Annotated in this window: 17 protein-coding genes; 13 read left to right on the forward strand and 4 right to left on the reverse strand. The window is 66.4% G+C overall.

The window, feature by feature from the left end; genetic code table 11:
* Window positions 1–134 precede the first annotated feature (134 nt).
* The 7 genes from mtrA to secA all read left to right on the forward strand — a co-directional run bounded on the left by mtrA (window position 135) and on the right by secA (window position 10,368).
* Window positions 135–812: an MtrAB system response regulator MtrA gene (gene mtrA / locus QNN98_RS05830; protein WP_227913687.1), complete on the forward strand. Its 678-nt coding sequence runs from the start codon at window positions 135–137 to the stop codon at window positions 810–812.
* Between the two features lies 1 nt (window position 813).
* Window positions 814–2,526, forward strand: a complete 1,713-nt coding sequence (mtrB, locus tag QNN98_RS05835; RefSeq protein WP_229957505.1) for an MtrAB system histidine kinase MtrB — start codon at window positions 814–816, stop codon at window positions 2,524–2,526.
* The gene (locus tag QNN98_RS05840; protein ID WP_227924983.1) at window positions 2,516–4,291 is read left to right on the forward strand and encodes an LpqB family beta-propeller domain-containing protein; all 1,776 of its coding nucleotides are present in this window, start codon (window positions 2,516–2,518) and stop codon (window positions 4,289–4,291) included. The genes mtrB and QNN98_RS05840 overlap by 11 nt, the downstream gene beginning before the upstream one ends.
* Window positions 4,292–4,734: 443 nt before the next feature.
* Window positions 4,735–5,403, forward strand: coding sequence for a ComF family protein (locus QNN98_RS05845; protein WP_283996495.1), 669 nt, complete (start codon window positions 4,735–4,737; stop codon window positions 5,401–5,403).
* Window positions 5,404–5,528: 125 nt separating this feature from the next.
* The gene (hpf, locus tag QNN98_RS05850; protein ID WP_283996496.1) at window positions 5,529–6,260 is read left to right on the forward strand and encodes a ribosome hibernation-promoting factor, HPF/YfiA family; all 732 of its coding nucleotides are present in this window, start codon (window positions 5,529–5,531) and stop codon (window positions 6,258–6,260) included.
* Window positions 6,261–6,286: 26 nt separating this feature from the next.
* Entirely contained in the window at window positions 6,287–7,501 is a 1,215-nt protein-coding gene (locus tag QNN98_RS05855) for a winged helix-turn-helix domain-containing protein (protein ID WP_283996497.1), read from the forward strand.
* Between the two features lie 89 nt (window positions 7,502–7,590).
* On the forward strand, window positions 7,591–10,368 hold the full coding sequence (gene secA, locus QNN98_RS05860) for a preprotein translocase subunit SecA (protein WP_283996498.1): 2,778 nt from the start codon (window positions 7,591–7,593) through the stop codon (window positions 10,366–10,368).
* Window positions 10,369–10,400: 32 nt separating this feature from the next.
* On the opposite strand, the gene QNN98_RS05865 is transcribed toward secA, so the two are convergent.
* On the reverse strand, window positions 10,401–11,021 hold the full coding sequence (locus QNN98_RS05865; RefSeq protein ID WP_283996499.1) for an Rv3235 family protein: 621 nt from the start codon (window positions 11,019–11,021) through the stop codon (window positions 10,401–10,403).
* 70 nt (window positions 11,022–11,091) lie between these two features.
* On the reverse strand, window positions 11,092–11,871 hold the full coding sequence (locus tag QNN98_RS05870) for a LysM peptidoglycan-binding domain-containing protein (RefSeq protein ID WP_283996500.1): 780 nt from the start codon (window positions 11,869–11,871) through the stop codon (window positions 11,092–11,094).
* A gap of 282 nt (window positions 11,872–12,153) precedes the next feature.
* On the opposite strand from QNN98_RS05870, the gene QNN98_RS05875 reads away from it, so the two are divergent.
* Entirely contained in the window at window positions 12,154–12,720 is a 567-nt protein-coding gene (locus tag QNN98_RS05875) for a hypothetical protein (RefSeq protein WP_283996501.1), read from the forward strand.
* A gap of 87 nt (window positions 12,721–12,807) precedes the next feature.
* Here the strand turns inward: QNN98_RS05875 and QNN98_RS05880 are convergent, their stop codons facing one another.
* Window positions 12,808–13,047 carry a helix-turn-helix domain-containing protein gene (locus QNN98_RS05880; RefSeq protein ID WP_227924975.1) on the reverse strand — a complete coding sequence of 80 codons (240 nt, stop codon included), beginning with the start codon at window positions 13,045–13,047 and terminating at the stop codon, window positions 12,808–12,810.
* A gap of 217 nt (window positions 13,048–13,264) precedes the next feature.
* Between QNN98_RS05880 and QNN98_RS05885 the strand changes: the two genes are divergently transcribed.
* From QNN98_RS05885 to QNN98_RS05900, 4 genes are all read left to right on the forward strand, one after another.
* Window positions 13,265–13,990, forward strand: coding sequence for a hypothetical protein (locus QNN98_RS05885; protein WP_283996502.1), 726 nt, complete (start codon window positions 13,265–13,267; stop codon window positions 13,988–13,990).
* A complete protein-coding gene (locus QNN98_RS05890; RefSeq protein WP_283996503.1) occupies window positions 13,987–15,297 on the forward strand; it encodes a CpaE/TadZ family protein in 1,311 nt (436 codons plus the stop codon). Before QNN98_RS05885 ends, QNN98_RS05890 begins: the two co-directional genes overlap by 4 nt.
* Window positions 15,298–15,380: 83 nt before the next feature.
* Entirely contained in the window at window positions 15,381–20,222 is a 4,842-nt protein-coding gene (locus QNN98_RS05895) for an NAD-glutamate dehydrogenase (protein WP_283996504.1), read from the forward strand.
* Window positions 20,223–20,234: 12 nt separating this feature from the next.
* A complete protein-coding gene (locus QNN98_RS05900) occupies window positions 20,235–21,716 on the forward strand; it encodes a sensor histidine kinase (protein WP_227913712.1) in 1,482 nt (493 codons plus the stop codon).
* Window positions 21,717–21,818: 102 nt separating this feature from the next.
* On the opposite strand, the gene QNN98_RS05905 is transcribed toward QNN98_RS05900, so the two are convergent.
* Entirely contained in the window at window positions 21,819–22,067 is a 249-nt protein-coding gene (locus QNN98_RS05905; protein WP_055239553.1) for a WhiB family transcriptional regulator, read from the reverse strand.
* 330 nt (window positions 22,068–22,397) lie between these two features.
* Between QNN98_RS05905 and QNN98_RS05910 the strand changes: the two genes are divergently transcribed.
* Window positions 22,398–22,814 carry a hypothetical protein gene (locus QNN98_RS05910; RefSeq protein ID WP_283996505.1) on the forward strand — a complete coding sequence of 139 codons (417 nt, stop codon included), beginning with the start codon at window positions 22,398–22,400 and terminating at the stop codon, window positions 22,812–22,814.

The following is a 22,814-nucleotide window of genomic DNA, read 5'->3' on the forward strand; positions in this document are numbered from 1 at the left end:
GTATTTGTGTCCTCTAGGATGATAGGGATTAACTTGGGCGGCAACGCACGCCTTGGGGGAGCGGCAGCCGCCAGGACTGCTGGCCCCGGCGCGCAACTGCGCGCGGACGGACGCAAGCAGCGAAACAGGGAGCTATGAAGTCACGCATACTGGTCGTAGACGACGACGAGGCATTGGCCGAAATGATCGGCATTGTGCTGCGCAACGACGGGTTCGAACCGGTGTTCTGCGCAGACGGCTCCTCGGCACTGGAAATCTTCCGGAACAGCAAGCCCGACCTCGTGCTGCTGGACCTGATGCTGCCCGGTATCGACGGTATCGAAGTATGCCGGCAGATCCGCAGCGAAGCCGATACCCCCATCGTGATGCTCACCGCGAAATCCGACACGGCCGACGTCGTACGCGGCTTGGAATCGGGAGCCGACGACTACGTGCCCAAGCCGTTCAAGCCCGCCGAGCTGGTGGCCCGGGTCCGGGCGCGGCTGCGCCCGGGCGACCAGAAGTCCCCGGAAACGCTGCGTATAGGCGAAGTGTCCATCGACGTGGCGGGCCACTCCGTCTCCCGTGGCGGAGACAGCATTTCGCTGACTCCGCTTGAGTTCGACCTGCTCGTGGCGCTGGCACGCAAGCCGTGGCAGGTTTTCACCCGGGAAATGCTCCTGGAACAGGTTTGGGGATACCGCCACGCTGCGGACACGCGGTTGGTGAATGTGCATGTGCAGAGGCTCCGCTCCAAGATTGAACGCGACCCCGAAGCACCCGAGATTGTACTGACGGTGCGCGGTGTCGGATACAAAGCGGGCCAGAGCTAAGTTGCCGGGATTCCTGGCCGGGGCGGCCGGGAAATCCCCGATCCTCAACAAGTCACTGCAGGCCGCCCGGCGCCTGCGCGAAACCGTCCGCCGAGCGACGCTGCACCGGATCGCGCGGCAGTGGCGGCGGTCCCTGCAGTTCAAGACCGTCGTGTCCACCCTGCTGCTGGTGGCACTCGCCGGTGCGGGCATCGGCGCCTTCCTCTCGCACCAGATAGCCGGTTCCCTCTACGAGGAACGCCTGGCCCAGTTCCAGACCGAAGCCACCACCGGCCTGTCCAACGTGAAGAACAACTTCCGGGACACCACGGCCAGCGACCGGGAGAGCACCGACCGGCTGGTCATGGACACGCTTCCACTGCTGCAGGGGCAGGGGGCGGACGCCCAGCGGACCTATCTCCTGACCCCGCTGCCCACCAACGACCCGCTGTTTGTGAACTACTCCATTAACAGCGGCAACATTACTGCCGGCGGAATCCCGGTGGCCCTGAGCGACGCCGTCGCCGCGGGCAAAGCCGGCGACGCCGACGCCGGCAACGTCTACTGGTCCCCGCTTGAGCTGGCCCACGGCGAACCCGGTATCGCCTTTGGCACCAAGGTCACGCTGCCGCCGAACAATGCGGAGTACGCGCTCTACCTGATCTATGACCTGTCCTCCATGCAGGAGACGCTCAACAAAATCCACCGCATCCTCTGGATCGCCGGGTTCCTGCTGCTGGCCATCAGCGGCACTATTGCCTGGATTGTGGCCAAGGCCGGCCTGGGCGCAGTCAGCGACGCGGCGGCAGTGTCGGAGAAGCTGGCCGCCGGCGAGCTGCAGGAGCGCATGGAAGTCAAGGGAGAGGACGAAGTGGCGCGCCTCGCGGCGTCGTTCAACCACATGGCCGGAACCCTGCAGGACCAGATCACCCAGCTCGCTACACTCTCCCGTATGCAGCAGGTTTTCGTCTCGGATGTTTCGCACGAACTGCGGACCCCGCTCACCACCGTACGCATGGCTGCCGAGGTCCTCTACGATGCCCGCGAAAGCTTCGACCCCATGTACCGGCGCTCCACGGAACTGCTCTACCACCAGGTGGAACGCTTCCAGGCGCTGCTGGCCGACCTGCTGGAGATCTCCCGGTTCGACGCCGGCGCCGCAGCTTTGGACCTTGAACCCACCGATGTCTTCCACATTGTGCGCGACGTCATGGACGCCACCGAACCGCTGGCGAATAACTCCGGCTCGGAAGTCACGGTTGTTTCCAAGGAGTCCAGTTGCGTGGTGGACGCCGATCCGCGGCGCATCGAACGCATCCTGCGCAACCTCCTGGTCAACGCACTGGAACACGGGGAGGGCGAGCCCATCGAGATAGCGGTGGCCGCAAATGCCGACGCCGTCGGCATTGCCGTGCGCGACCACGGGATCGGCATGACCGAGGAAGATGCCGGGCACGTGTTCGACCGCTTCTGGCGGGCGGATCCGGCCCGGGCACGCACTACGGGCGGCAGCGGCCTGGGCCTGTCCATTGCGGCCGAAGACACCAGGCTGCACGGCGGATGGCTCGAGGCGTGGGGCGAGCCCGGCAACGGTTCCTGCTTCCGGCTTACGCTTCCGCGGCGCCACGGAGGGGACTTCGAAGCCTCGCCAGTGCCGCTGTCACCCCGCAAGGCGGCTGCCGGACCGTTGGCACTGACCGCGGCAGTTTCCTCGGAGGAGACCGATGTCCTTTAGCCCAATGCCGTCCGCCGAGCCGGCCCCGTCCCCACACGCTTCCATTGGGCTAACCGCTGTCCGGGGACCCGGGCAGTTCGCCCGCCTGCTGGCCCTGGTGCTCGGTGCTGCCTTGGCGCTGGCAGGATGCTCCTCCATACCCACCGTCGGCCCGGTGGGCACCGCCTCCGCCCAGCGCGGAGACGAGCAGCAGGAGGAAGCGGTCTTTTCGCCCGAAGGCCCGGCTGCCGGCGCTACGGCACAGGAAACCATCCGCGGCTTCATGGAGGCAGGCAAGGGGGCCGCCGACGACTACAGCGTGGCCCGCCAGTTCTTGTCCCCGGGGATGGCCGAAACGTGGTCTCCGGCCCAGCGGGCCACTGTTTACCGCTCTTCACGGGTTGTCGCTACTCCGGATCCGAACCTGTTCCAGATCCAACTGGAGGTACAGAGCACCGTTGACATCCAGGGGATCCGGATCGAAGCACCGGCGGGAAGCACCGAGAGCATTCCGGTGCAGGCGGAAAAGGTAGACGGCGAGTGGCGGCTCACCGCCGTTCCGGACGGCATCATGCTGTCCCTGGCCAGCTTCCCGGCCGTCTTTATGGCCCACAACCTGTACTTCTACTCAAGCGACTACGAGTACTGGGTGCCGGACACCCGGTGGTTCATCCGGCGCGCAGGCATAGCCGCGAACATCGTCAACGCGGTCCTGGTGGGGCCGGCACCCCACCTGCAGGGCGCCGTCGTCAGCGCTTTCCCGTCCGGTACCGAACTTGCCCGCGACGCCGTGCCCGTGGCCTCCGGAGAAGCCACCGTGGATTTGGCCGCAGATTCGCTGAGCGACGCCACCGACCTGAACCGGCAGCAGATGACCGCACAGCTGCAACAGAATCTCCGGAGCCTGAACAACATCACTTCGGTTGCCATGACCGAAGGCGGGCATTCCGTGGACCTCGGCAAGGGCAACGGCGAAGTACGGTCCGCCATTGCCGATCCGTCAGCCGGCGCCACCCAGATTGTGGTCTATCAGGGCGAACTCGCCTTTTACGGCGACGGTCCAACCGCCGTCGAGGGTGTGCCGTCGGTGGCCGGATACGGACCCAGGAGCCCCGCGATGTCTGCCGACGGGGCCACCATCGCCTTCCTGGACAGCCAGGAAGACACCCTCCTGGTTACCGGAAAGGGTCAGGAGGTCCGGGTAGCGGCCGAGGGCGCCCGGTTCACCGCGCCCAGCGTGGATCCGAAACAGTGGGTCTGGACCACTCAGCCCTCCGGTTCCGGCACCGCGGTCCTGGCCATTCCCCCCGGCGGCAACCGTGACTCGGCAGCAGTTCTGTCAGCGCCTTGGCTCGAAGGGCTGGGCGTCACCGAGCTCAGGGTTTCCCGTGACGGCACGCGGGTACTGGTTGCGGCCGCCCAGGGCGGGAACAGCAGTGTGATGATTGCCGGGATCGTCCGTTCGGCAGAAGGCGTTCCGGTATCGCTGACGACGCCGGCAACGCTGCAGGTGCCGGCCGAAGCGGGTGCAGTGGACCGGGTGAAGTGGGCAAGCGAGGATACGGTTGTCGCTGTCCGGACCGGGGCGCAGGAGTCCGTCCCGGTGATCCTTGGTCCCGGGCGGGAAGCACAGCTGCTCGCGCCGAAGGAAGGGATCCTGGGGCTCAGCGCCGGCAACGGTACCGAGGACGTCTTTATCCAGACCGACGCCGGCATCTTCAACAAGGTCGGCAGCAGCTGGGCGCTTCGGTCCGAAGGGGTGCGGGACCCGGCCTTCCCGGGCTGACGCTTCCGCACCGCTCCTCCACAGCCGGCGGTCGGTGCTCCCGCGGGCCGTAGCGGTGCACCTTGCCGTCCACGGTGCGGACGGCGCCGCCCGGGCGGGGTCAGCATGGCAGCATGCGTATTTCCTTCCCGGCACTTTCCTTCCCGGCATTTTCTTTCCCGGCACCGAGCCGGGCACTTGACCGGTTGGTCTTCTCACCGGCAGGGCAGGCGGCAGCTGCGGCTCTGTCCGGACTTGCCGCAGGGCTCGTTCCTGTCACGTGTGCAGCCTGCGGTGCTCCGGACCGTTCCTTGTGCAGCAGCTGCGCGGCGAAGGCGCGCCGCGGGACCATACGGCCATGTTTCGTCCAGGAAGGCGCCGCCGCGCTCCCGGCCGCCCAAGCTGCCGAATCTGCAGCGTTTGCACCGCTGCCGGTCCTGGCCGCCGGAACTTACCGCGGGGACTTGGCCCGAGTCTTGCTCGCTTTCAAGAACCGCGGACACACGGACCTGGCCGGTTTCCTTGTCCCGGTGCTGGCCGGGGTGCTGCAGGAGGCAGCGCAGGAGACGTTCCGGTTGTCCGGCGCCCGCACACTGGTGCTGGTCCCGGTCCCTGGATCCGCCCGTTCCATGCGCCGGCGCGGCTACGCCCCGCTGGCGCTGCTGATCAGGCGGCTAGAGCGCGCAGGGCTGTTGCCGCCCGGGTGTTCCGCCGCACCCCTGGTGTCCTACGTGCGCGGGTACGGGAGCGCCGTGCCGTTCCTCCCCGGCAGGGCGGGCAGCCGGGCCGCGGACGGCCGGCGCCTGGCACAAAAGGGGCTGGGCAGCGGGAACCGGCGCCGTAACGTCCGCAACACCATGACCGCGGCGCCGTCCCGCAGCAACCGCGGAACCGGAGGTGCCGGGGAGGGCAGCCTCGTGGGGGTCAGCTGTGTGGTGGTTGATGATGTTCTCACCACCGGGGCCACCATCGGCGAAACCGTCCGGGCGCTGCGCGCCGAAGGTGCGGGGGTCTTCTGCGCGGCGGTTATGGCTGCCACACCAGCCCCGGGACGTAACACTTCTCCCGGATCCGGTGCCGCTGCGGGGGCGCATCCGCAAGAGTATGGAAACGGAATAGGGGGACGTGAATAAAGGTCGGCAGTGTTCTAACGTGTTGGTATGGATAGCTTCAAGAAGCGGGGTTATCCTGCGGCAACGGCCGTGAAGGAAACTGGCAGCGGCCGTTGTTGTGTCACCGAAATATATTGGAGGGCACCATGGAATTCATGATCAGCGGACGCAACGTTGCAGTATCTGACCGGTTCCGCGAGTACGCCGAAGAGAAGATCGGCAAGGTCGAAGCGCTCGGCGACAAAGTCCAGCGGGTGGAAGCCAGGGTCACGAAGCAAGGGAACGTCCGGGACGCAGACAGCGCCCTGACCGTGGAAATCACGGTGACCGGGCGGGGACCGGTGGTTCGCGCCGAAGCAACGTCCGGAGACAAGTTCGCTGCCTTCGACATCGCGTACGGAAAGCTGCTGGAACGCCTCCGCAGGGCGAGCGACAGGCGCAAGGTGCACCACGGACGCCACGCACCGGTGCCGGTCCGGGTAGCCACCGCTGATCTGGGTCCCGTGAGCACCTCCGAACCGCTTTACGCCCAGATGGGTTCAGCCGCTGAGGGAGAGTCCGCTGAGCCGACCGGCAATGATGCCGCAGCGGAAGAGGCCAACGGTGAATGCCCCGTTTTGATCCGTCGCAAGGTTTTCCCGGGTGCCCCCATGAGCCTTGACGACGCCGTGGACAACATGGAACTGGTAGGCCACGATTTCTACCTGTTCGTCGATTCAGCCACGGGAGCCCCCTCGGTGGTCTACCGCCGCCGGGGCTGGACCTACGGTGTGATTACCCTGGACTCCAAGTGTGCTGAAGGCTCCGAGGAGCCGCGGGAGGAAACACGGGGTTACCGGGTCACTGAAACGCCCGTCGATGAACGGGCCACCGCGTGAGGGTTTCCCCGCCCTAAGATGAGTGGATGAAACCCAAGCTCTCGCTCCGCCAGGCCCGCCGCACGGCACTGTCGGCGCAGGGATTGGCCCGTGCGCGGCCCACCGGCCTTGTTGGTTCAAGGCAGGTGGGCCGCACCTTTGAGCGGCTGGCGCTGCTGCAGATCGATTCCGTAAACGTTCTGACCCGCAGCCACTATCTGCCGCTGTTTTCCCGGCTTGGGCCCTACGGGCAGCCGGATCTGGACCGGATGGCCAACCGCCGTCCGCGCCGGATGGTGGAGTACTGGGCGCACGAAGCAAGCTATGTGCGGCCCGATCTTTTCGCCGACCTCCGGGCCGTTCAGCGGCGGACCTGGATGACAGCCCATTCCATGCCGGCGGCGCTGGCCGAGGACCTGCGCCGGCGCATCCTGGAAATCCTGGAGTCGGCAGCCCGGCCCCTCACGTCCCGCCAGACCGCGGAACTGTTGGGCCACAGCACGGAACGGGCCACCGCAAACTGGGGATGGAACTGGAATGCCGGCAAGCGGGTGCTGGAAGACCTGTTTGCCGCGGGCTTGGTCAGCTCTGCAGGACGGACGCCCCAGTTCGAACGTCTCTACGCGCCCACCGCCCGGATCCACCCGGCCGGGGCTGCAGCCTTGGAACCGTCTGACCCGCAGCAGGCCGTACTGAGGCTGGCCGAGGCCGCTGCCCGGGCACACGGCGTCGCCACCGTCCGCGGACTTGCCGACTACTTCCGGCTGCCGGTGCGGGAAACCGCCGGCGCCGCGGCGGAACTGGTCCGCAAGGGAATCCTCGAACAGGTGGAGGTGGCCGGGTGGAAGCAGCCGGCGTTCCTGCACGCGGAGGCCGTGGTTCCCCGGGCAGCGGCCGGACAGGCCCTGCTCAGCCCGTTCGATTCGCTGGTCTTTGAACGGCGCCGGCTCGAGGAGCTGTTCGGCTTCCACTACCGGATTGAAATTTACACTCCTGCTCCCGCCCGCAGATACGGCTACTACGTCCTGCCGTTCCTTCTGGGAGAGGACCTGGTTGCCCGGGTGGACCTCAAAGCAGACCGTGCCGGCGGTAAGCTGCTGGTTCAAGGCGCCTATGCGGAACCGGATGCCCCGGGCCACACGGCGCGTCAACTGGCTGCCGAGCTTGCGCTCATGGCACAGTGGCTTGGGCTTGGGGAGATTGAGGTACGTCCGGCGGGGGACCTTGCTGCGGCCCTGAAGCTGGCAGTATGCAGGGAATAACCGTCAACCGGGAACCGCGGCCGTCCGCCGCACGTCTCTCACGTAGACTGGGGACGCCAGATTTCGGCAACTAGATTGGGAGCAAATCAGTGGCATCACTACTCGAACGAGTTCTTCGTACCGGCGATAAGAAAACGCTGAAGACACTGCGTAACTACGCCGACGCGATCAACGTGCTCGAGGATGAGTTCAAGGGCATGACCGATGCCGAACTCAGGGGTGAAACGGACCGCCTCAAGGCACGCTACGCCGACGGCGAGTCCCTCGACGACCTCCTGCCCGAAGCCTTCGCGGCGGTCCGCGAAGCTGCCGGCCGGACCCTTGGCATGCGGCACTTCGATGTCCAGCTGATGGGCGGCGCCGCCCTGCACCTGGGCAACATCGCCGAAATGAAAACCGGTGAAGGCAAAACCCTCGTTGCCACCGCCCCGGCCTACCTGAACGCGCTGACCGGCCGCGGCGTGCACATTGTGACCGTCAATGACTACCTGGCCGAGTACCAGTCGGACCTGATGGGGCGGGTTTTCCGCTTCCTCGGCATGACCAGCGGCTGCATCCTGTCCAACCAGGATCCCGCGACCCGGCGCGAGCAGTACGCCGCCGACATCACATACGGCACCAACAACGAGTTCGGCTTCGACTACCTGCGCGACAACATGGCGTGGAGTGCAGCCGAACTGGTCCAGCGCGGGCACCACTTCGCCATCGTTGATGAAGTGGACTCCATCCTGATCGATGAGGCCCGTACGCCGCTGATCATTTCCGGCGCCGCCAGCGGCGATGTGAACCGCTGGTACACCGAGTTCTCCAAGGTGGTCCAGCGGCTGACGCTGGAAACCGATTACGAGGTAGACGAGAAGAAGCGCACGGTCGGCATCCTGGAGCCGGGTATCGAAAAGGTCGAGGATTACCTCGGCATCTCTAACCTGTACGAAGCGGCCAACACCCCGCTGATCGGTTTCCTGAACAACGCGATCAAGGCCAAGGAACTCTTCAAGCGGGACAAGGACTACGTGGTCCTCAACGGCGAAGTCATGATTGTCGACGAGCACACCGGACGCATCCTGGCCGGGCGCCGTTACAACGAAGGCATGCACCAGGCGATCGAGGCCAAGGAAGGGGTGACCATCAAGGCCGAAAACCAGACGCTGGCCACGGTCACCCTGCAGAACTACTTCCGCCTCTACGAAAAGCTCGCCGGCATGACCGGTACGGCCGAAACCGAGGCCGCCGAGTTCATGAGCACCTACAAACTCGGTGTGGTCCCCATCCCCACCAACAAGCCGATGGCCCGCATTGACCAGTCGGACCTGATCTACAAGAACGAAGTGGCGAAGTTCGACGCCGTCGTCAAGGACATAGCCGAACGGCATGCTTCGGGCCAGCCCGTCCTCGTGGGCACCACCAGCGTCGAGAAGAGCGAATACCTCTCGAAACAGCTGGCCAAGGCCGGTATCCGGCACGAGGTCCTCAATGCCAAGAACCACGCGCGTGAAGCCGCCATCGTGGCCCAGGCCGGGCGCAAGGGCGCCGTCACCGTGGCAACCAACATGGCCGGCCGCGGTACCGACATCATGCTCGGCGGCAACGCCGAGTTCAACGCCGTCGCGGAGCTGGAACGCCGAGGGCTGGACCCGAACGAAAGCCCCGAGGACTACGAAGCGGCCTGGCCCGAAGCGCTGGAGAAGGCACGCCACGCCGTAGCCGCCGAGCAGCAGGAAGTCATTGACCTCGGCGGGCTGTACGTCCTGGGTACGGAGCGCCACGAATCCCGCCGCATCGACAACCAGCTGCGCGGCCGCTCCGGCCGGCAGGGCGATCCGGGTGAATCCCGCTTCTACCTGTCGCTGACCGATGACCTGATGCGCCTGTTCAACTCCGGTGCCGCCGAGCGGATCATGAACAGCTCCTCCATGCCCGACGACGTCGCGCTGGAATCCAAGCTGGTATCCAAGGCCATCCAGAACGCCCAGGGACAGGTGGAGGGACGCAACGCCGAACAGCGCAAGAACGTCCTGAAGTACGACGACGTCCTGAACCGCCAGCGCGAGGCCATCTACGGCGACCGCCGCCGCATCCTTGAGGGCGGTGACCTGCAGGAGAAGATCGGTTTCTTCCTGGAAGACGTTGTGACCGCGGTGGTGAACGAAGCTACTGCCGAGGGCCACGGTGACGACTGGGACCTCGAGCAGCTGTGGACGAACCTCAAGACCCTGTACCCGATCGGTCTCACCATCGACGAAGTGGTGGAGGAAGCCGGCGGCCGGTCCAGGCTGACCCGCGAGTTCCTCCACAACGAGATCCTCTCCGATGCCAAATTGGCCTACCAGGCCCGCGAGGAAGCCCTGGGCTCGGCCACCATGCGCGAACTGGAGCGCCGCGTGGTGCTCTCGGTAATCGGCCGCAAGTGGCAGGAACACCTGTACGAGATGGACTATCTGAAGGAAGGCATCGGCCTGCGCGCCATGGCGCAGCGCGACCCGCTGGTTGAGTACCAGCGCGAGGGCTTCGTGATGTTCCAGACCATGATGGAAGCCATCCGCGAGGAGAGCATCGGCTACCTCTTCAACGCCGACGTGCAGGTCAGCGAGCCGGCCGCCACGGCACCCAGCGCCCTGTCAGGCGTCAAGGATGCACGCGGCGTCGTCGGCGCTCCGGTGATCAAGGCTGCCGGCCTGGATGCGCCCCGGCAGCCCGCCAGCCTGCAGTTCACAGCCCCCGACAGCCAGGGCGGCGTGGAGACCAGGGTGGAACGCACCACGGCAGGCGACAGCGCCAAGGCGGCCAAGCAGGCAGCACCGGCAGCGGGGAAGGCAGCACAGCCCGCCGGCAAGGCCGGAGCCAAGAAGGGCAAACGCCGCAAGTAAGCACGAGGCAGGCCTGCTAAGAACAGGCCGGCCTAGCCGATTTCCAACGCGGTAACCCGCCAGAGCCCGCGCCGCAGCTGAACCCTCAGCGCAACGGCGCGGGCTCTGTCGTTTTCCAGCGCCACTACTGCGCCCTCGTAGATTCCTTCCGCTACGGGGCAGATCCGGCAGGACCTGATACGGACGCTGCGGTGCAGCTGCTGCGGATCCGGAGCCGTTCGGGACCGCCCCGCAGGGTTTTGCCGCAGTCCGCGCACCAGGTTGGCGCGCAGCTGCATCCGCTCGTAGTTTTCGGGATCCAGCCAGCGGGACATTTGCTGCAGTGGACGAACCCCGCCCAGCACCTCCAGGGCAGCCAGTGCCACGGACTGGCAGATAGCCTTCACCCGGGCATCGTCGGCCGGATCGGACTGCCAATGGGCGGCGGTTCCCTGCGCACCTTCCGTGCCCGGCCCGGCCATGCTGCCGGGACCGGCCGGGGGTTCCCCGGCGGCAGGTGCCGGCGGTACTGCGGTTTCCCTGGGCGAGGCAGGTACGGGCGCCGGGAGCAGGTCCTGCAGGGGAGCACGGTAAACGGCTATGGGTGGGGCGCTGTTTCCGGCCTCGGATGCAACCGGAGCTTCGGGGGCCGGAAGATAAATCACGCTGGTCATGGTGTGGTCCTTAGCGGGAGATGGAACACCAAAGTGCGGGGATGAAGGATGGCTGCAGGGGAAGCGGTCACTAAAGCGGTGGTGCCGTGAGTATCTGACCGGGGTGGATCAGGCCCGGATCAAGTCCGATGGTTTCCCGGTTCAGCTCGTACCACCGCGGCCAGAGCGCTGCTATCTCGGCATCGCCGGCGCCCGGACCGAGTTGCTGCCCGGCCAAAGACCAGAGGGTATCTCCAGCCGCTACAACCACCTGACCCGTTTCTTGCCGGGGTGTCCCGGTTAGGAGGCCGCCACCCGGAGGCTGCGGGGGAAGCGGCCGCCAGAGGGGGGACACCGCGTCTGCAGTACCGCCCGCTCCCGGCTCCGTGCCGGCAGCAGGCCCAGCCGCGCCGGCTGGGTCAGCAGCAGCCCCTGCGGAGGGGACGGCCGGGGCGGCCGGGGCGGCGGCCTCCGGAACCGCTAGGGCCGCGGCCGGCACGGACCCGGCGGCGAGGGAGAACCCCAGCAGGGCAGCGGCCAGGCGGCGCAGCGGCCCCGGGGCCAGGAACAGTGCGCGGGTGCCGGCGGCAGGAAAGCCTGCCCGATGCAGCAGGCAGCCGACCAGCGCACAAAGCCATCCGAGCACCCACCACAACGTCAGCAGGATGCCTGCGGCTGCGGCACCGAAACCCGCGAGGAAGGCCAAAACGGAGGATGGCGCGGCTGCGCGTGAAAACAAGGCGTGACCGGCCGCCGCTGCGGAGGGCAGCAGCACGGCCCCGCACCACAGGAGGAACGCGCCCAGCAGAGCAACACCGCCGGCAATGAATGCGTCCGGCCCCGGGCCGGAACGGACAATTGATGCTGCCATTGCACCCTCCGTAAATGTTCGTTTTGCTTTGCCCTGCAACGAGTCCCGGTTAAGGCCGCTTTGGTCCTTGTTGGTCCTTTGCTGCTGTTTGGGTGATTTGTTGCCGTTTGGGTCGATCTTGTTCATGTGTTGCATGTTGTTGCCGTTGACCAGTGATGGTGCATCTACGCCGGGAATAGACGCTCTTGTTGTCGTCTGGCCCGTGTGATGGTCGTGTCTACACTTCGCTTCCATCAGTGTCCAGAGTGGTCACCATGGGCCGCTGGAGGCTAGCCTTGGCCGATGCGATGGGATGCCCTCTTCAGGGACATGGAGGCACAGATGGCCGCGTCTGCCGCGCTTGAAGCCGAGGACGAGATCGCCGAGCGCGTCCGCATCGAAGTGCAGGGCGTGAGTCTTCAGGACAGGCTCCGCAGCCAGGCCGGAAAACACCTGGTTTTTGATCTGGGACCGGCCGGCAGGGTGGAGGGAACCCTGCGGCAGACGGGGACCGGATGGGCGGTGCTGGAACAGCAGCGCGGCGGCCAGGTGCTGGTGGTCCTGTCACACGTGGCCTGGATTCGGGGCATGGACCGCTATGCCGCTCTGCAGGAGGGGGCCGTGCACCTAGGTCTGGGTTCGGCGCTGCGCGGGATAGCACGGGACCGCAGTACCGTCACTGTCCGCTGCGCGGGAACAGCCGCCGAAACAGCATTGCACGGCACCATCGACCGGGTCGGCGGCGATTTCCTGGAACTGGCAGCGGTTCCGGGCGGCGGCGCCAGGCGCAGCAGCAACGTCACGGGCATGTACGTCCTGCCAACGGCGTCTGTTGCCGCGGTCCTGTCCCGGGACTCCGGGTGGGAATAGCTCCGGTGTTTGGAATAACGCCGGTGTTGGAATGATGCGTGCTGGAAAGACGCGAAGGCGGCAGGTGGCCCCAAGGGACGCTGGCGGCTAGGCCCCGGGGGCGCTGTTCTCCTCCACGGGTATGCCCTGGCGGACCGCTGCCGCCGACTTGCGGTAGGCCCGGGAGATGTACTCCTCCAACTGCTGGGCTTCCACCCTCCACTGGCCACGGCCGCCGATCTGGATGGCCGGCAGCTCCCCGCTGCGTACAAGGGCGTAGGTCTGCGAGGAGGAAATGTTCAGTACCTCGGCGACATCGGCCAGCGTCAGGAATCTCTTCTCGCCCACGGCACTCACCTTTCACACCGCACCACTGCGGCTTCCACCCGTTGTACATCAGCAGCACCAGTCTGGCATCAGCGAAAACCGGCTCCGTGGTTATCCACAGATACCGCTTCCCGCCGGGACCACCGTTTCAATCCGGGTGCAGGTACCCCACAATGGCTCCAGCAGGGCCCGGGCGAGTAAAGAGCATGCCCGGAAGGGCAAGGGGAATCGGGGGAGCATGAGCCAGAGGTTGGGCGAGGGCGGCGGCAGCAGTGCGGGCACGGAGACTGGCCTGAGAACGGCGTACCGTCCCGCCGCCGGCCGCACCATCCGTCCCGCGCCGGCCGCAGCCCGGCTGCGGAAACCCTCTTGGCGCGACCCCAGGCTCTTGCTGGGCGTGCTCCTGGTGCTGGGATCCGTGGCCGGCGTGGTCGCCCTGGTCGACAGCGCGGACAGGACCACGCAGGTGTACGCCGTCCGGCACGACATAGCCCCCGGCAGCCCGGTCCGCGGCGAGGACCTCGTGGCCGTACCGGTCCGGCTGGGCGGAGCGGAAAAGCGATACCTGACCGTTTCCGAAGGAGTACCCCCTGACGTGGTGGCGGGAACAGTCCTCCGCGAAGGTGAGCTGGTGGCCCTGTCGGCTCTGGCTGAACCGGCCACGCTGGACCGCAAACCGGTTGGCCTGCGCGTGGAGGACCCGTTGCCGGCCAGTACGGAAACCGGTTCGCGGGTGGATATCTGGGCTGCCATGCCCAACGCGCAGAACGGCTTTGATGAACCGGAGCGGTTGATTGAAGCGGCGGAAATATCGGAGCTGACGGTTACCGAGTCAGCGCTGGGGGCCAACCGCAGTACTGAACTGCTGGTGCTGGTGGATGACTCGGACCTGCCCCTGCTGCTCAGCGCGCTCTCCAACCAGGCAAAGGTCACCGTGGTGTCCAATCCTGCCGCGGGCAAGTGAACATCCCCGTAGCCACCGTCGGGGCCGCCACCGCCGGTGTCCTGGACGGGCTGGAACGCCTGCAGGGACCGGTGACGGTGGTGCGCCGGTGCGCGGAACTGACTGAACTGGTAGCCCTCTCGCAGACCGGTATCGTCCGTGCTGCCGTCGTCGCGGGCGACACCGCAGAACTGACTGCTGCCCTCGCGGAACGGCTGGGGGCAGCGGGCGTGGCCCTGGTCGCGCTCGCTGACGATTTCCTCCTCCGCCAGCGGCTGGAGGCCATGGGCATCACCAACGCGCCCGGCACTGTGCAGGCCGAAACGCTGGCCGGACTGATCTCGACGGCGGTGCAGGCGCTGGAACACTCCGGTGCGGGGCGCGGCCTGGCGGCCGGCATTGCCCTTGCCGACCCGGCGGCCTCCTTCGGCACCGGGATTGAGGCACCCGACGGCGGTGCACCGGCAGGAGAGGAGCCGGACGTCCGTTCCGGCACCGTCACCGCTGTCTGGGGCCCCACGGGCGCACCGGGACGCACCACGCTGGCAGTGAACCTGGCCGCGGAAGCCGCAGCGGCGGGACGGAGCGTGCTGCTGGTCGACGCCGACACCTACGGGTCCAGCGTGGCGGTTAGCCTGGGGCTTTTGGATGAGTCTGCCGGCCTTGCGCAGGCCTGCCGGCTCGCGGACCAGGGCATGCTGGATGCTGCTGCCCTTGCCCGGATCTGCGCGGACGTCTCCCTGCGGGGGCACCGCTTGCCGGTGCTGACCGGCGTTACCCGGGCCGACCGCTGGATTGAGCTGCGCCCGGCAGCGCTCGCAGGTGTCCTGGCCGCCGCACGCAGGATGGTGGACGAGATCATTATCGACTGTGGATTCTCACTGGAAAGTGATGAGGAACTGAGCTTCGACACCATGGCGCCGCGGCGCAACGCCGCAACGCTGCTGGTGCTCGAAGCGGCGGACACCCTCTACGCGGTCGGCGCGGCCGATTCGGTGGGCGTGCCCCGCCTGGTCCGGGCGCTGTCGGACTTGGCCGCCGCCGTTCCCGCTGCCCGGCCGCAGATTGTGCTCAACAAAGTCCGCGCCTCCGCCGTGGGCAGGAACCCGGAAAACCAGCTTCAGGGGGCCTGGGAACGATTCGGCCCCGGGCAGGAGATCATTGCGTTCCTGCCGGCGGATTACGACGCCGCCGACGCCGCCCTGCTGTCCGGGACAGCCCTGCTGGAAACCGCTCCGGCATCGGCGCTGCGGGCTGCTGTTGCAGAGCTGGCGGGTGTGCAGGCTTCCCGGCGGCGGCCCCGGCGGCGCGGCAGGAGCGCAAAGTGACCTTTCACCCATTCAGAGCTAGGCTCAATACGAGGAGGCTGCAACGGGGCAGCCGGACGTAAGTACTATCGGAGGCGTATTACATGTCGTCAGGATCCAGCATGGCGGATCTTTTAAGTTCGGACACTTCCCTGGATGAGTTCATCGGGAACTACTACGAGCATCTGGCGCGTGAAGATGCCCAGGCGTACCCGCCGTCGGTACTGCGGGAGCGGGCCCAAAAGCACATGGAGCTGGCCCTGACCCGGGCGGAGGGAACCGCTGCAGTGGACGTCGTGGACCAGGGGGATACCAGCGTCATCCTCATCGTCACGGACGACATGCCCTTCCTCGTTGACTCCGTCACGGCGGAAGTGGTCCGCCGCAACGCCGCCATCCGGCTGGTGGTCCACCCCATTTTCCTGGCCACCCGCGATGCGGTCACCGGCGGACTGCAGCAGGTGCGGCGCGTACCTGCTGCCGCCGGCGTGTCCAGCGGGGACACCGCAGCCCTCCCCAACCTGGCCGACCTGCTGGGCGGGGACGGCGGCACCACCCGGGTGGAGTCCTGGATCGCCGTCGAGGTGGCCCGGATTGCCGATGAAGAAAAGCGGACCCAGCTGGTTGAGGGCCTTCGGAAGGTCCTGGACGACGTCCGCGTAGCGGTGTCCGACTGGCCCGCCATGCGGACCAAGGTGCACGAGATTGCCCGCTCACTGGAGACCATTCCGGGCGCCCGCGATATTCCCGACCTGCAGCAGGCCCGGGAACTGCTGACCTGGCTGGACAACGGCAACTTCACCTTCCTGGGTTACCGGGAATATGACCTGATCACCGAAGACGGCGAAGACGCACTCCGGCCCACCGAGGGCAGCGGCCTGGGCCTGCTGGGCCGGCAGTCCTCCTCCCGCCGGATCCACCGGCTGACCGGGGCGGGCCGGGCCAAAGCCCGCGAGAAACGTGCCCTGGTGATCACCAAGGCCAATTCGCGCTCCACCGTGCACCGCCCGGCTTACCTGGACTACTTGGGCGTGAAGCGCTTTGACGAGCAGGGCAACGTCAACGGTGAGCGCCGCTTCATCGGTTTGTTCGCCACCGGTGCCTACACTGGTTCCGTCCGCAGCATCCCCATTGTCCGTGACAAGGTCCGCGACGTGATGCGCAGCTGCGGATTCCCCGCAGACTCCCACTCGGGCAAGGACCTGCTCTCCATCCTGGAGACCTACCCGCGCGACGAATTGTTCCAGATCGATCCGGCCACGCTGCTGGATACCTCCCTGGCCATCCTGCGGCTGCAGGAACGGCGCCGCACGCGGCTGTTCCTGCGCCCGGACATCTACGGCCGGTTTATGTCCGCACTGGTGTTCCTGCCGCGCGACCGGTACACGACGCCGGTCCGGCTCCGCATCCAGGACGAGCTGCGTGCCACCTTCAACGCCGAGTCCATCGACTACGAGGCTCGGATGACCGAGTCCGCGCTGGCCCGGCTGTTCTTCCGCATCCGGCTCCCGCGCGGCGGGGAGATCACCGACGTCGATACCGCGGCACTTGAGGCACGGCTGGTCACGGCCACCCGGTCCTGGTCCGAGGGCATCGAAGAAGTGGTCCGCACCAAATTCGCGCGGCCCGAGGCGGAAAAGCTTTCCGCCCTGTGGGCAGATGCCTTCCCTGCCGCCTACCGGGTGGCGTACGAAGTCGAAGACGCCATGGAGGACATTGCCCGGTTCGAGGCACGCGTTGCCCGGCCCGATACGGCCCCGGAGCTCTTCGTCTATGTTCCCGAGGACAGGGACGGCGAGGGACAGGCGGACGCCCGGCTGAAGCTGTACCTCACCGAGCCGAAGTCGCTGACCCAGATCCTGCCGTTCCTGCACAATCTCGGCCTCGAAGTCTTGGACGAGCGGCCGTTCGAGATCCGGCGCGGCGACGGGACCACCTTCTACCTGTATGACCTGGGCCTGGTGTACCCGGCGGGCATCGACCCGCTGAAGACCGGTACGCTGCTGGCCGAAGCCTTCCGTGCCGGTATGTCGGGCACCGCCGAGTCCGACGCCTTTGACCGGCTGATCCTGCAGCAGGGCATGCACTGGCGCCAGGTGGTGATCCTGCGTGCGTACGCCAAGTACATGCGCCAGGTCGGCACCGCCAACTCCTACGGTTTCGTTGCCGGCACGCTCCTGGCGAATCCCGACGTCGCACACACCCTGATCGCGCTGTTCGAAGGCCGCTTCAACCCGGACCTGACCGAAGAAGAGCGCCGTGCCGCCGTCGAGCAGGCAGGCGCTGCACTGGAGGCCGGCCTTGAGCAGGTTCCCACGCTCGACGCCGACCGGGTGCTTCGGACCTTCGCCACCCTGATCAACGCCACCCTGCGCACGAACTTCTACCAGGACAAGGCATACGTCAGTTTCAAGCTGAACACCGGCGCCATTGACGGTGCGCCGTTCCCGCGCCCGAAGTATGAAATCTGGGTTTACTCCCCGCGGGTTGAAGGCGTGCACCTGCGCTTCGGTGAAGTGGCCCGCGGCGGACTGCGCTGGTCTGACCGGCGCGAGGACTTCCGCACTGAAATCCTTGGCCTGGTGAAGGCGCAGACCGTCAAGAATGCCGTGATCGTGCCCACCGGCGCCAAGGGCGGTTTTTACGCCAAGAAGCTGCCCGATCCCGCCGTGGACCGCGGAGCATGGATGGAAGAAGGCAAAAACAGCTACCGTACCTTCATCCGCGGCCTGCTGGACCTGACCGACAACCTCGTGGTCACGGAAACCGGTGAGGAAGTGGTTCCGCCGTCCCGCGTGGTCCGCCACGACGGGGACGACAGCTACCTTGTGGTCGCTGCCGACAAGGGCACGGCGTCGTTCTCCGACATCGCCAACTCCATCTCGGCGGAGTACGGTTTCTGGCTGGGCGACGCCTTCGCCTCCGGCGGTTCGGTCGGATACGACCACAAGGCCATGGGCATCACCGCCCGCGGGGCCTGGGAATCGGTCAAGCGGCACTTCAGCGAACTGGACATCGACACCCAAACCGAGGACTTCACGGTGGTGGGCGTGGGCGACATGAGCGGTGACGTGTTCGGCAACGGCATGCTGCTGTCCGAACACATCAAGCTCGTGGCCGCGTTCGACCACCGGCACATTTTCCTGGACCCCAACCCGGACCCGGCCGCATCGCACGCCGAACGCCGCCGGCTCTTCGAACTGCCCCGTTCCTCCTGGGCGGACTACGACGAGACGCTGATCAGTGCCGGCGGCGGGATCTTCCCGCGGCAGTCCAAGAGCATCCCGCTCTCGCCCGAGGTCCGCGCGGTGCTTGGGCTCGCCGATTCGGTAACCAAGATGAGCCCGCCGGAACTCCTGAAGGCCATCCTGAAGGCACCCGTAGACCTGCTCTACAACGGCGGTATCGGTACCTATGTGAAGGCCTCCGGCGAAACCTCGGCCGACGTCGGCGACAAAGCCAATGATCCGATCCGCGTGGACGGACGGGACCTGCGGGTCAAGGTGGTGGGCGAAGGCGGCAACCTGGGCATGACCCAGCGCGGCCGCATAGAAGCCGCCCGCGCCGGCGTCATCCTTAACACCGACGCCATCGACAACTCCGCCGGCGTCGACTGCTCCGACCACGAAGTGAACATCAAGATCTTCGTCGACCGGATGGTCGCAGCCGGACGGCTGGACCCGGCGGAACGCGCTGCGTTCCTGCACTCCATGACCGATGAGGTGGGACAGCTGGTCCTGCAGGACAACATCGACCAGAACATGCTGCTGCTCAATGACCGGCAGCGGGTCCTGGAATGGAGCCCGAGCTTTGAGCGGCTGATGGACTGGCTCGAAGAGCACGCAGACCTCGACCGGCAACTGGAGGCACTGCCCACCAACGAGGAACTGCATACGCGCATCGCCGCCGGCGAGGGACTGACCTCGCCGGAACTGGCTGTGCTGGCTGCCTACGCCAAGATCGAACTGACCAAGGCACTCACACGCTCCAACCTGGCCGACGACCCCTACTTTGCGGGCACCCTGCGCCGGTACTTCCCGAAGCAGATCGTGGAGCGTTTCGGGGACCAGCTGGACACCCACCCGCTGCGCCGCGAGATCATCTCCACCATGGTCGCCAATGACATGATCAACATAGGCGGCATCACCTTCGCCTTCCGGATCATCGAGGAAACGTCCGCGACCGAAGCCGAAGCAGCACGCGCCTTCACCGCGCTGCGGGAGATTTACGGCGTGGACAGCGTCCTTGCGGAACTCGGTGCCCTGCCGGCCGGGTTCTCCACCCAGACCTGGTCCATGATGCACCTGGACCTGCGCCGGCTCCTGGACCGCGCGGTGCGCTGGTTCGTGAACCATGTGAGCCGGGGCACCACCATTGCCGAGGACATCGAGGCGTACAAGCCGGTGGTGCGGCCGCTGCTGTCGGATCTGACCCGCTATCTGCGCGGCGGCGACGCAGCGCGGGTGCAGGAGCTGGAGGACAAGGCCCGGGAGCTGGACGTTCCCGCTGCCTTGGGCAGCTACTGGGCCGAGCAGTTCGAATCCTTCGGGCTCCTTGACGTCGCCCGCGTCAGCCGGGCTGCCGGGGAACCCGCGGCAGACGTGGCAGCCGTGTATTACGCGGTCTATGACCGCTACGGCATCGATGACCTGCTCGAGCGGATCACCAAGCTGCCCCGGGATGACCGGTGGCAGGCCCTGGCCCGCGCTGCCCTGCGTGACGACCTCTACTCGACTGTCGCGGACATGACCACGGCTGCCCTGGAAGCAACGCCTGAGCTCGACGCGGCCGATCCGGTACAGCGCATGGAAACCTGGGAAGAGGAAAACGCAGACCACCTGCAGCGTGCCACGAAGATGTTCAACGAGGTGAACCGCCTGGAGCAGGACGACATGGCCTCACTGTCCGTGGCGCTGCGCCTGCTGCGTTCCATCGTCCGCCGCTAGTCCGGAGTACACGTGGCAATCTTTACCGACCCGATCAAGGACCACGCCGACTTCGGTCCGGGGGACGCCGAATGGCTCCACCTGCTGGTGGGGGACTGGCAGATGGTGGCAGACCTCGCCTTCGCCGACCTGGCGCTGTGGTTCCCGGTGCCCGAGGGCGGGTACGTGGCCCTGGCCCATGCCCGCCCCTCGACGTCGCACACCGTGTTCCACAGCGACTTCGTGGGGGAGCGCATCCGGGCCGACCTGCAGCCGCTGGTGGACACAGCATGGCGCAGCCAGCACATCGAGCGGTCCAGTGAAACGAGCTGGACCGCCGAGACAGCCATGCGTGTGGAAGCCATCCCGTTTGTACGGAACGGACGGACCCTGGCAGTGGTGACCTCACACATGGATCTGTCCAGCTCGCGGATGCCCTCCCGGCTGGAGCTGACGTACCGGCAGTGTGCCTATGACCTGCTGCGGATGGGAACCCTGGGGCTGTGGCCGGACTTCGCCACGCCCACCGGATCGCGCCGGGGAGCTCCGCGGGTAGGTGACGGCCTGATCCGGCTGGATGCCGAGGGGATTGTGCAGTATGCCAGCCCCAACGGTGTGTCCGCGTTCCGCCGGTTGGGGGACATGGAAACGCTGGAAGGCCGTTCCCTGGCCGAAATCACTACGGCCCTGCTCAAGGACCGGCGCATGGTGGACGAAACGCTGCCGCTGGTAGTCACGGGCCGGATGCCGTGGCGCACCGAGATCGAGTCCCGGGGCGTCAGCCTGTCCCTGCGGGCCATTCCGCTGCGGGACGAAAAGGAACGCTTCGGTGCCCTGGTGCTGTGCCGGGATGTTTCGGAGCTGCGCCGGCGGGAGATGGAACTGGTTTCCAAGGACGCCACCATCCGCGAAATTCACCACCGGGTGAAGAACAACCTGCAGACCGTGGCCGCCTTGCTGCGGATGCAGTCCCGCCGGATGGAGAGTGAGGAAGGCAAGCAGGGGCTGGCCCAGGCCATGCGCCGCGTCTCCACCATCGCCCTGGTGCACGAGACCCTGTCCCAGGGACTGACGCAAAACGTGGACTTTGACGAGCTGATCGACCGCCAGTTCCGGATGTCCGCCGAGGTGGCTTCCCCTACGCAGGAAGTGCGCACCCGCCGGGAAGGATCATTCGGTGAACTGCCCAGCGATCTCGCTACGCCGCTGGCCCTGGTGATTAACGAACTGGTGACCAACGCCGTCGAGCACGGACTGGCAGGCCGCCGCGGAACCGTGGGCCTGTCTGCCCGTCGCCACGGCCCGGCGGGGCGCGAGGAAAGGCTCACCGTCACTGTGTCCGACGACGGCGTGGGCCTGCCGCCGGGACCGCGGAGGGAGGGTCTGGGGCTGCAGATTGTCCGGACCCTGGTCCAGAGCGAACTCGACGGGACCATCGAGTGGTCCGCCGGCGAAAACAGCGGCACCCAGGTCACCATCGAAATGGGGCTGGATACCGAGTACCGGCGCACCTGAGCAGTTCCAGCCGGGCCCGGCGGCAAAAACACCGGATACGCAAAAGGGCCGTTGCTGCGAAGCAACGGCCCTTTGACGTACCCGGCGTTCCGGAAAGTCCTGTTATGAGGCCCGGCGTGCACGGGCGGCGCGGCGCTTCAGTGCGCGGCGCTCGTCTTCGCTCATGCCGCCCCAGACACCTGCGTCCTGGCCTGTTTCGATGGCCCACTGCAGGCAGGTATCGATGACCGGGCACCGCCGGCATACACTCTTGGCTTCTTCGATTTGAAGAAGAGCCGGGCCTGTGTTGCCCACGGGAAAGAAAAGCTCCGGATCTTTATCCAGGCAAGCTGCGCGGCTCCGCCAATCCATGTTGATCACTATCTCCTCTGAAGAGTTGACTCCTACGTGTTTGTGAAAACATTCACGAGCAACTACAAACTAAAGGGGCCGGTCTCGGCCCCTGATTTTCCCTGTATCTAGCGTGGCACGTCAGGCCAAAGCAAACAAGGGGTAAGCAGCGTAAATTATGGCCACAGTGCTGAGGGATGCATCACAGTACGAGTGTTTTGTACCGGGGCACTGCCGGGACAGCGCGGTCCCTCCGGCGGCCACGGTGCTGCGGCGTCCTGCGGGCTGCACGGTCCGCCACTAACCGGCGGGGGGAGCGCCGGCGGCGCCTGTCTCCGGTATTCTGCCTATGTGTCAACACCCCCAAACGCACCAAAACGCACCCCGGCCGTCCTGGTGATCTCTGCCGTTCTCGTACTGGAAGCGCTTTGCCTCCTCGCCTTCGCCGGTTGGTACGGCTATGAGCTCGCGACTTCAACGCCGCTGTCCATGGGTGGGGCTGTCTTCACCCTGGTCTTCGCTGTAGCACTTGCGGTGTGGCTGCTCGCCGTGGGCCATTTCTTTTTTCGCGGATACAGGTGGACCCGTTCGGCAGCGGTGGTCTGGCAGCTCTTTGTGGTCATCATCGCCGTTCCCACGCTTCAGGCGGGACTGGTCCTCGCCGGCCTGGCGATGCTCCTGCCGGCCGCGGCCGTGCTGGTGCTGCTTTTCACCAAGCCCGTGCTTGCCCACACAAGCCGGCTGACCGACGGCGCCAAAACCTTCTGA

Source organism: Arthrobacter sp. zg-Y1143 (assembly GCF_030125565.1).
Taxonomy (GTDB): domain Bacteria; phylum Actinomycetota; class Actinomycetes; order Actinomycetales; family Micrococcaceae; genus Arthrobacter_B.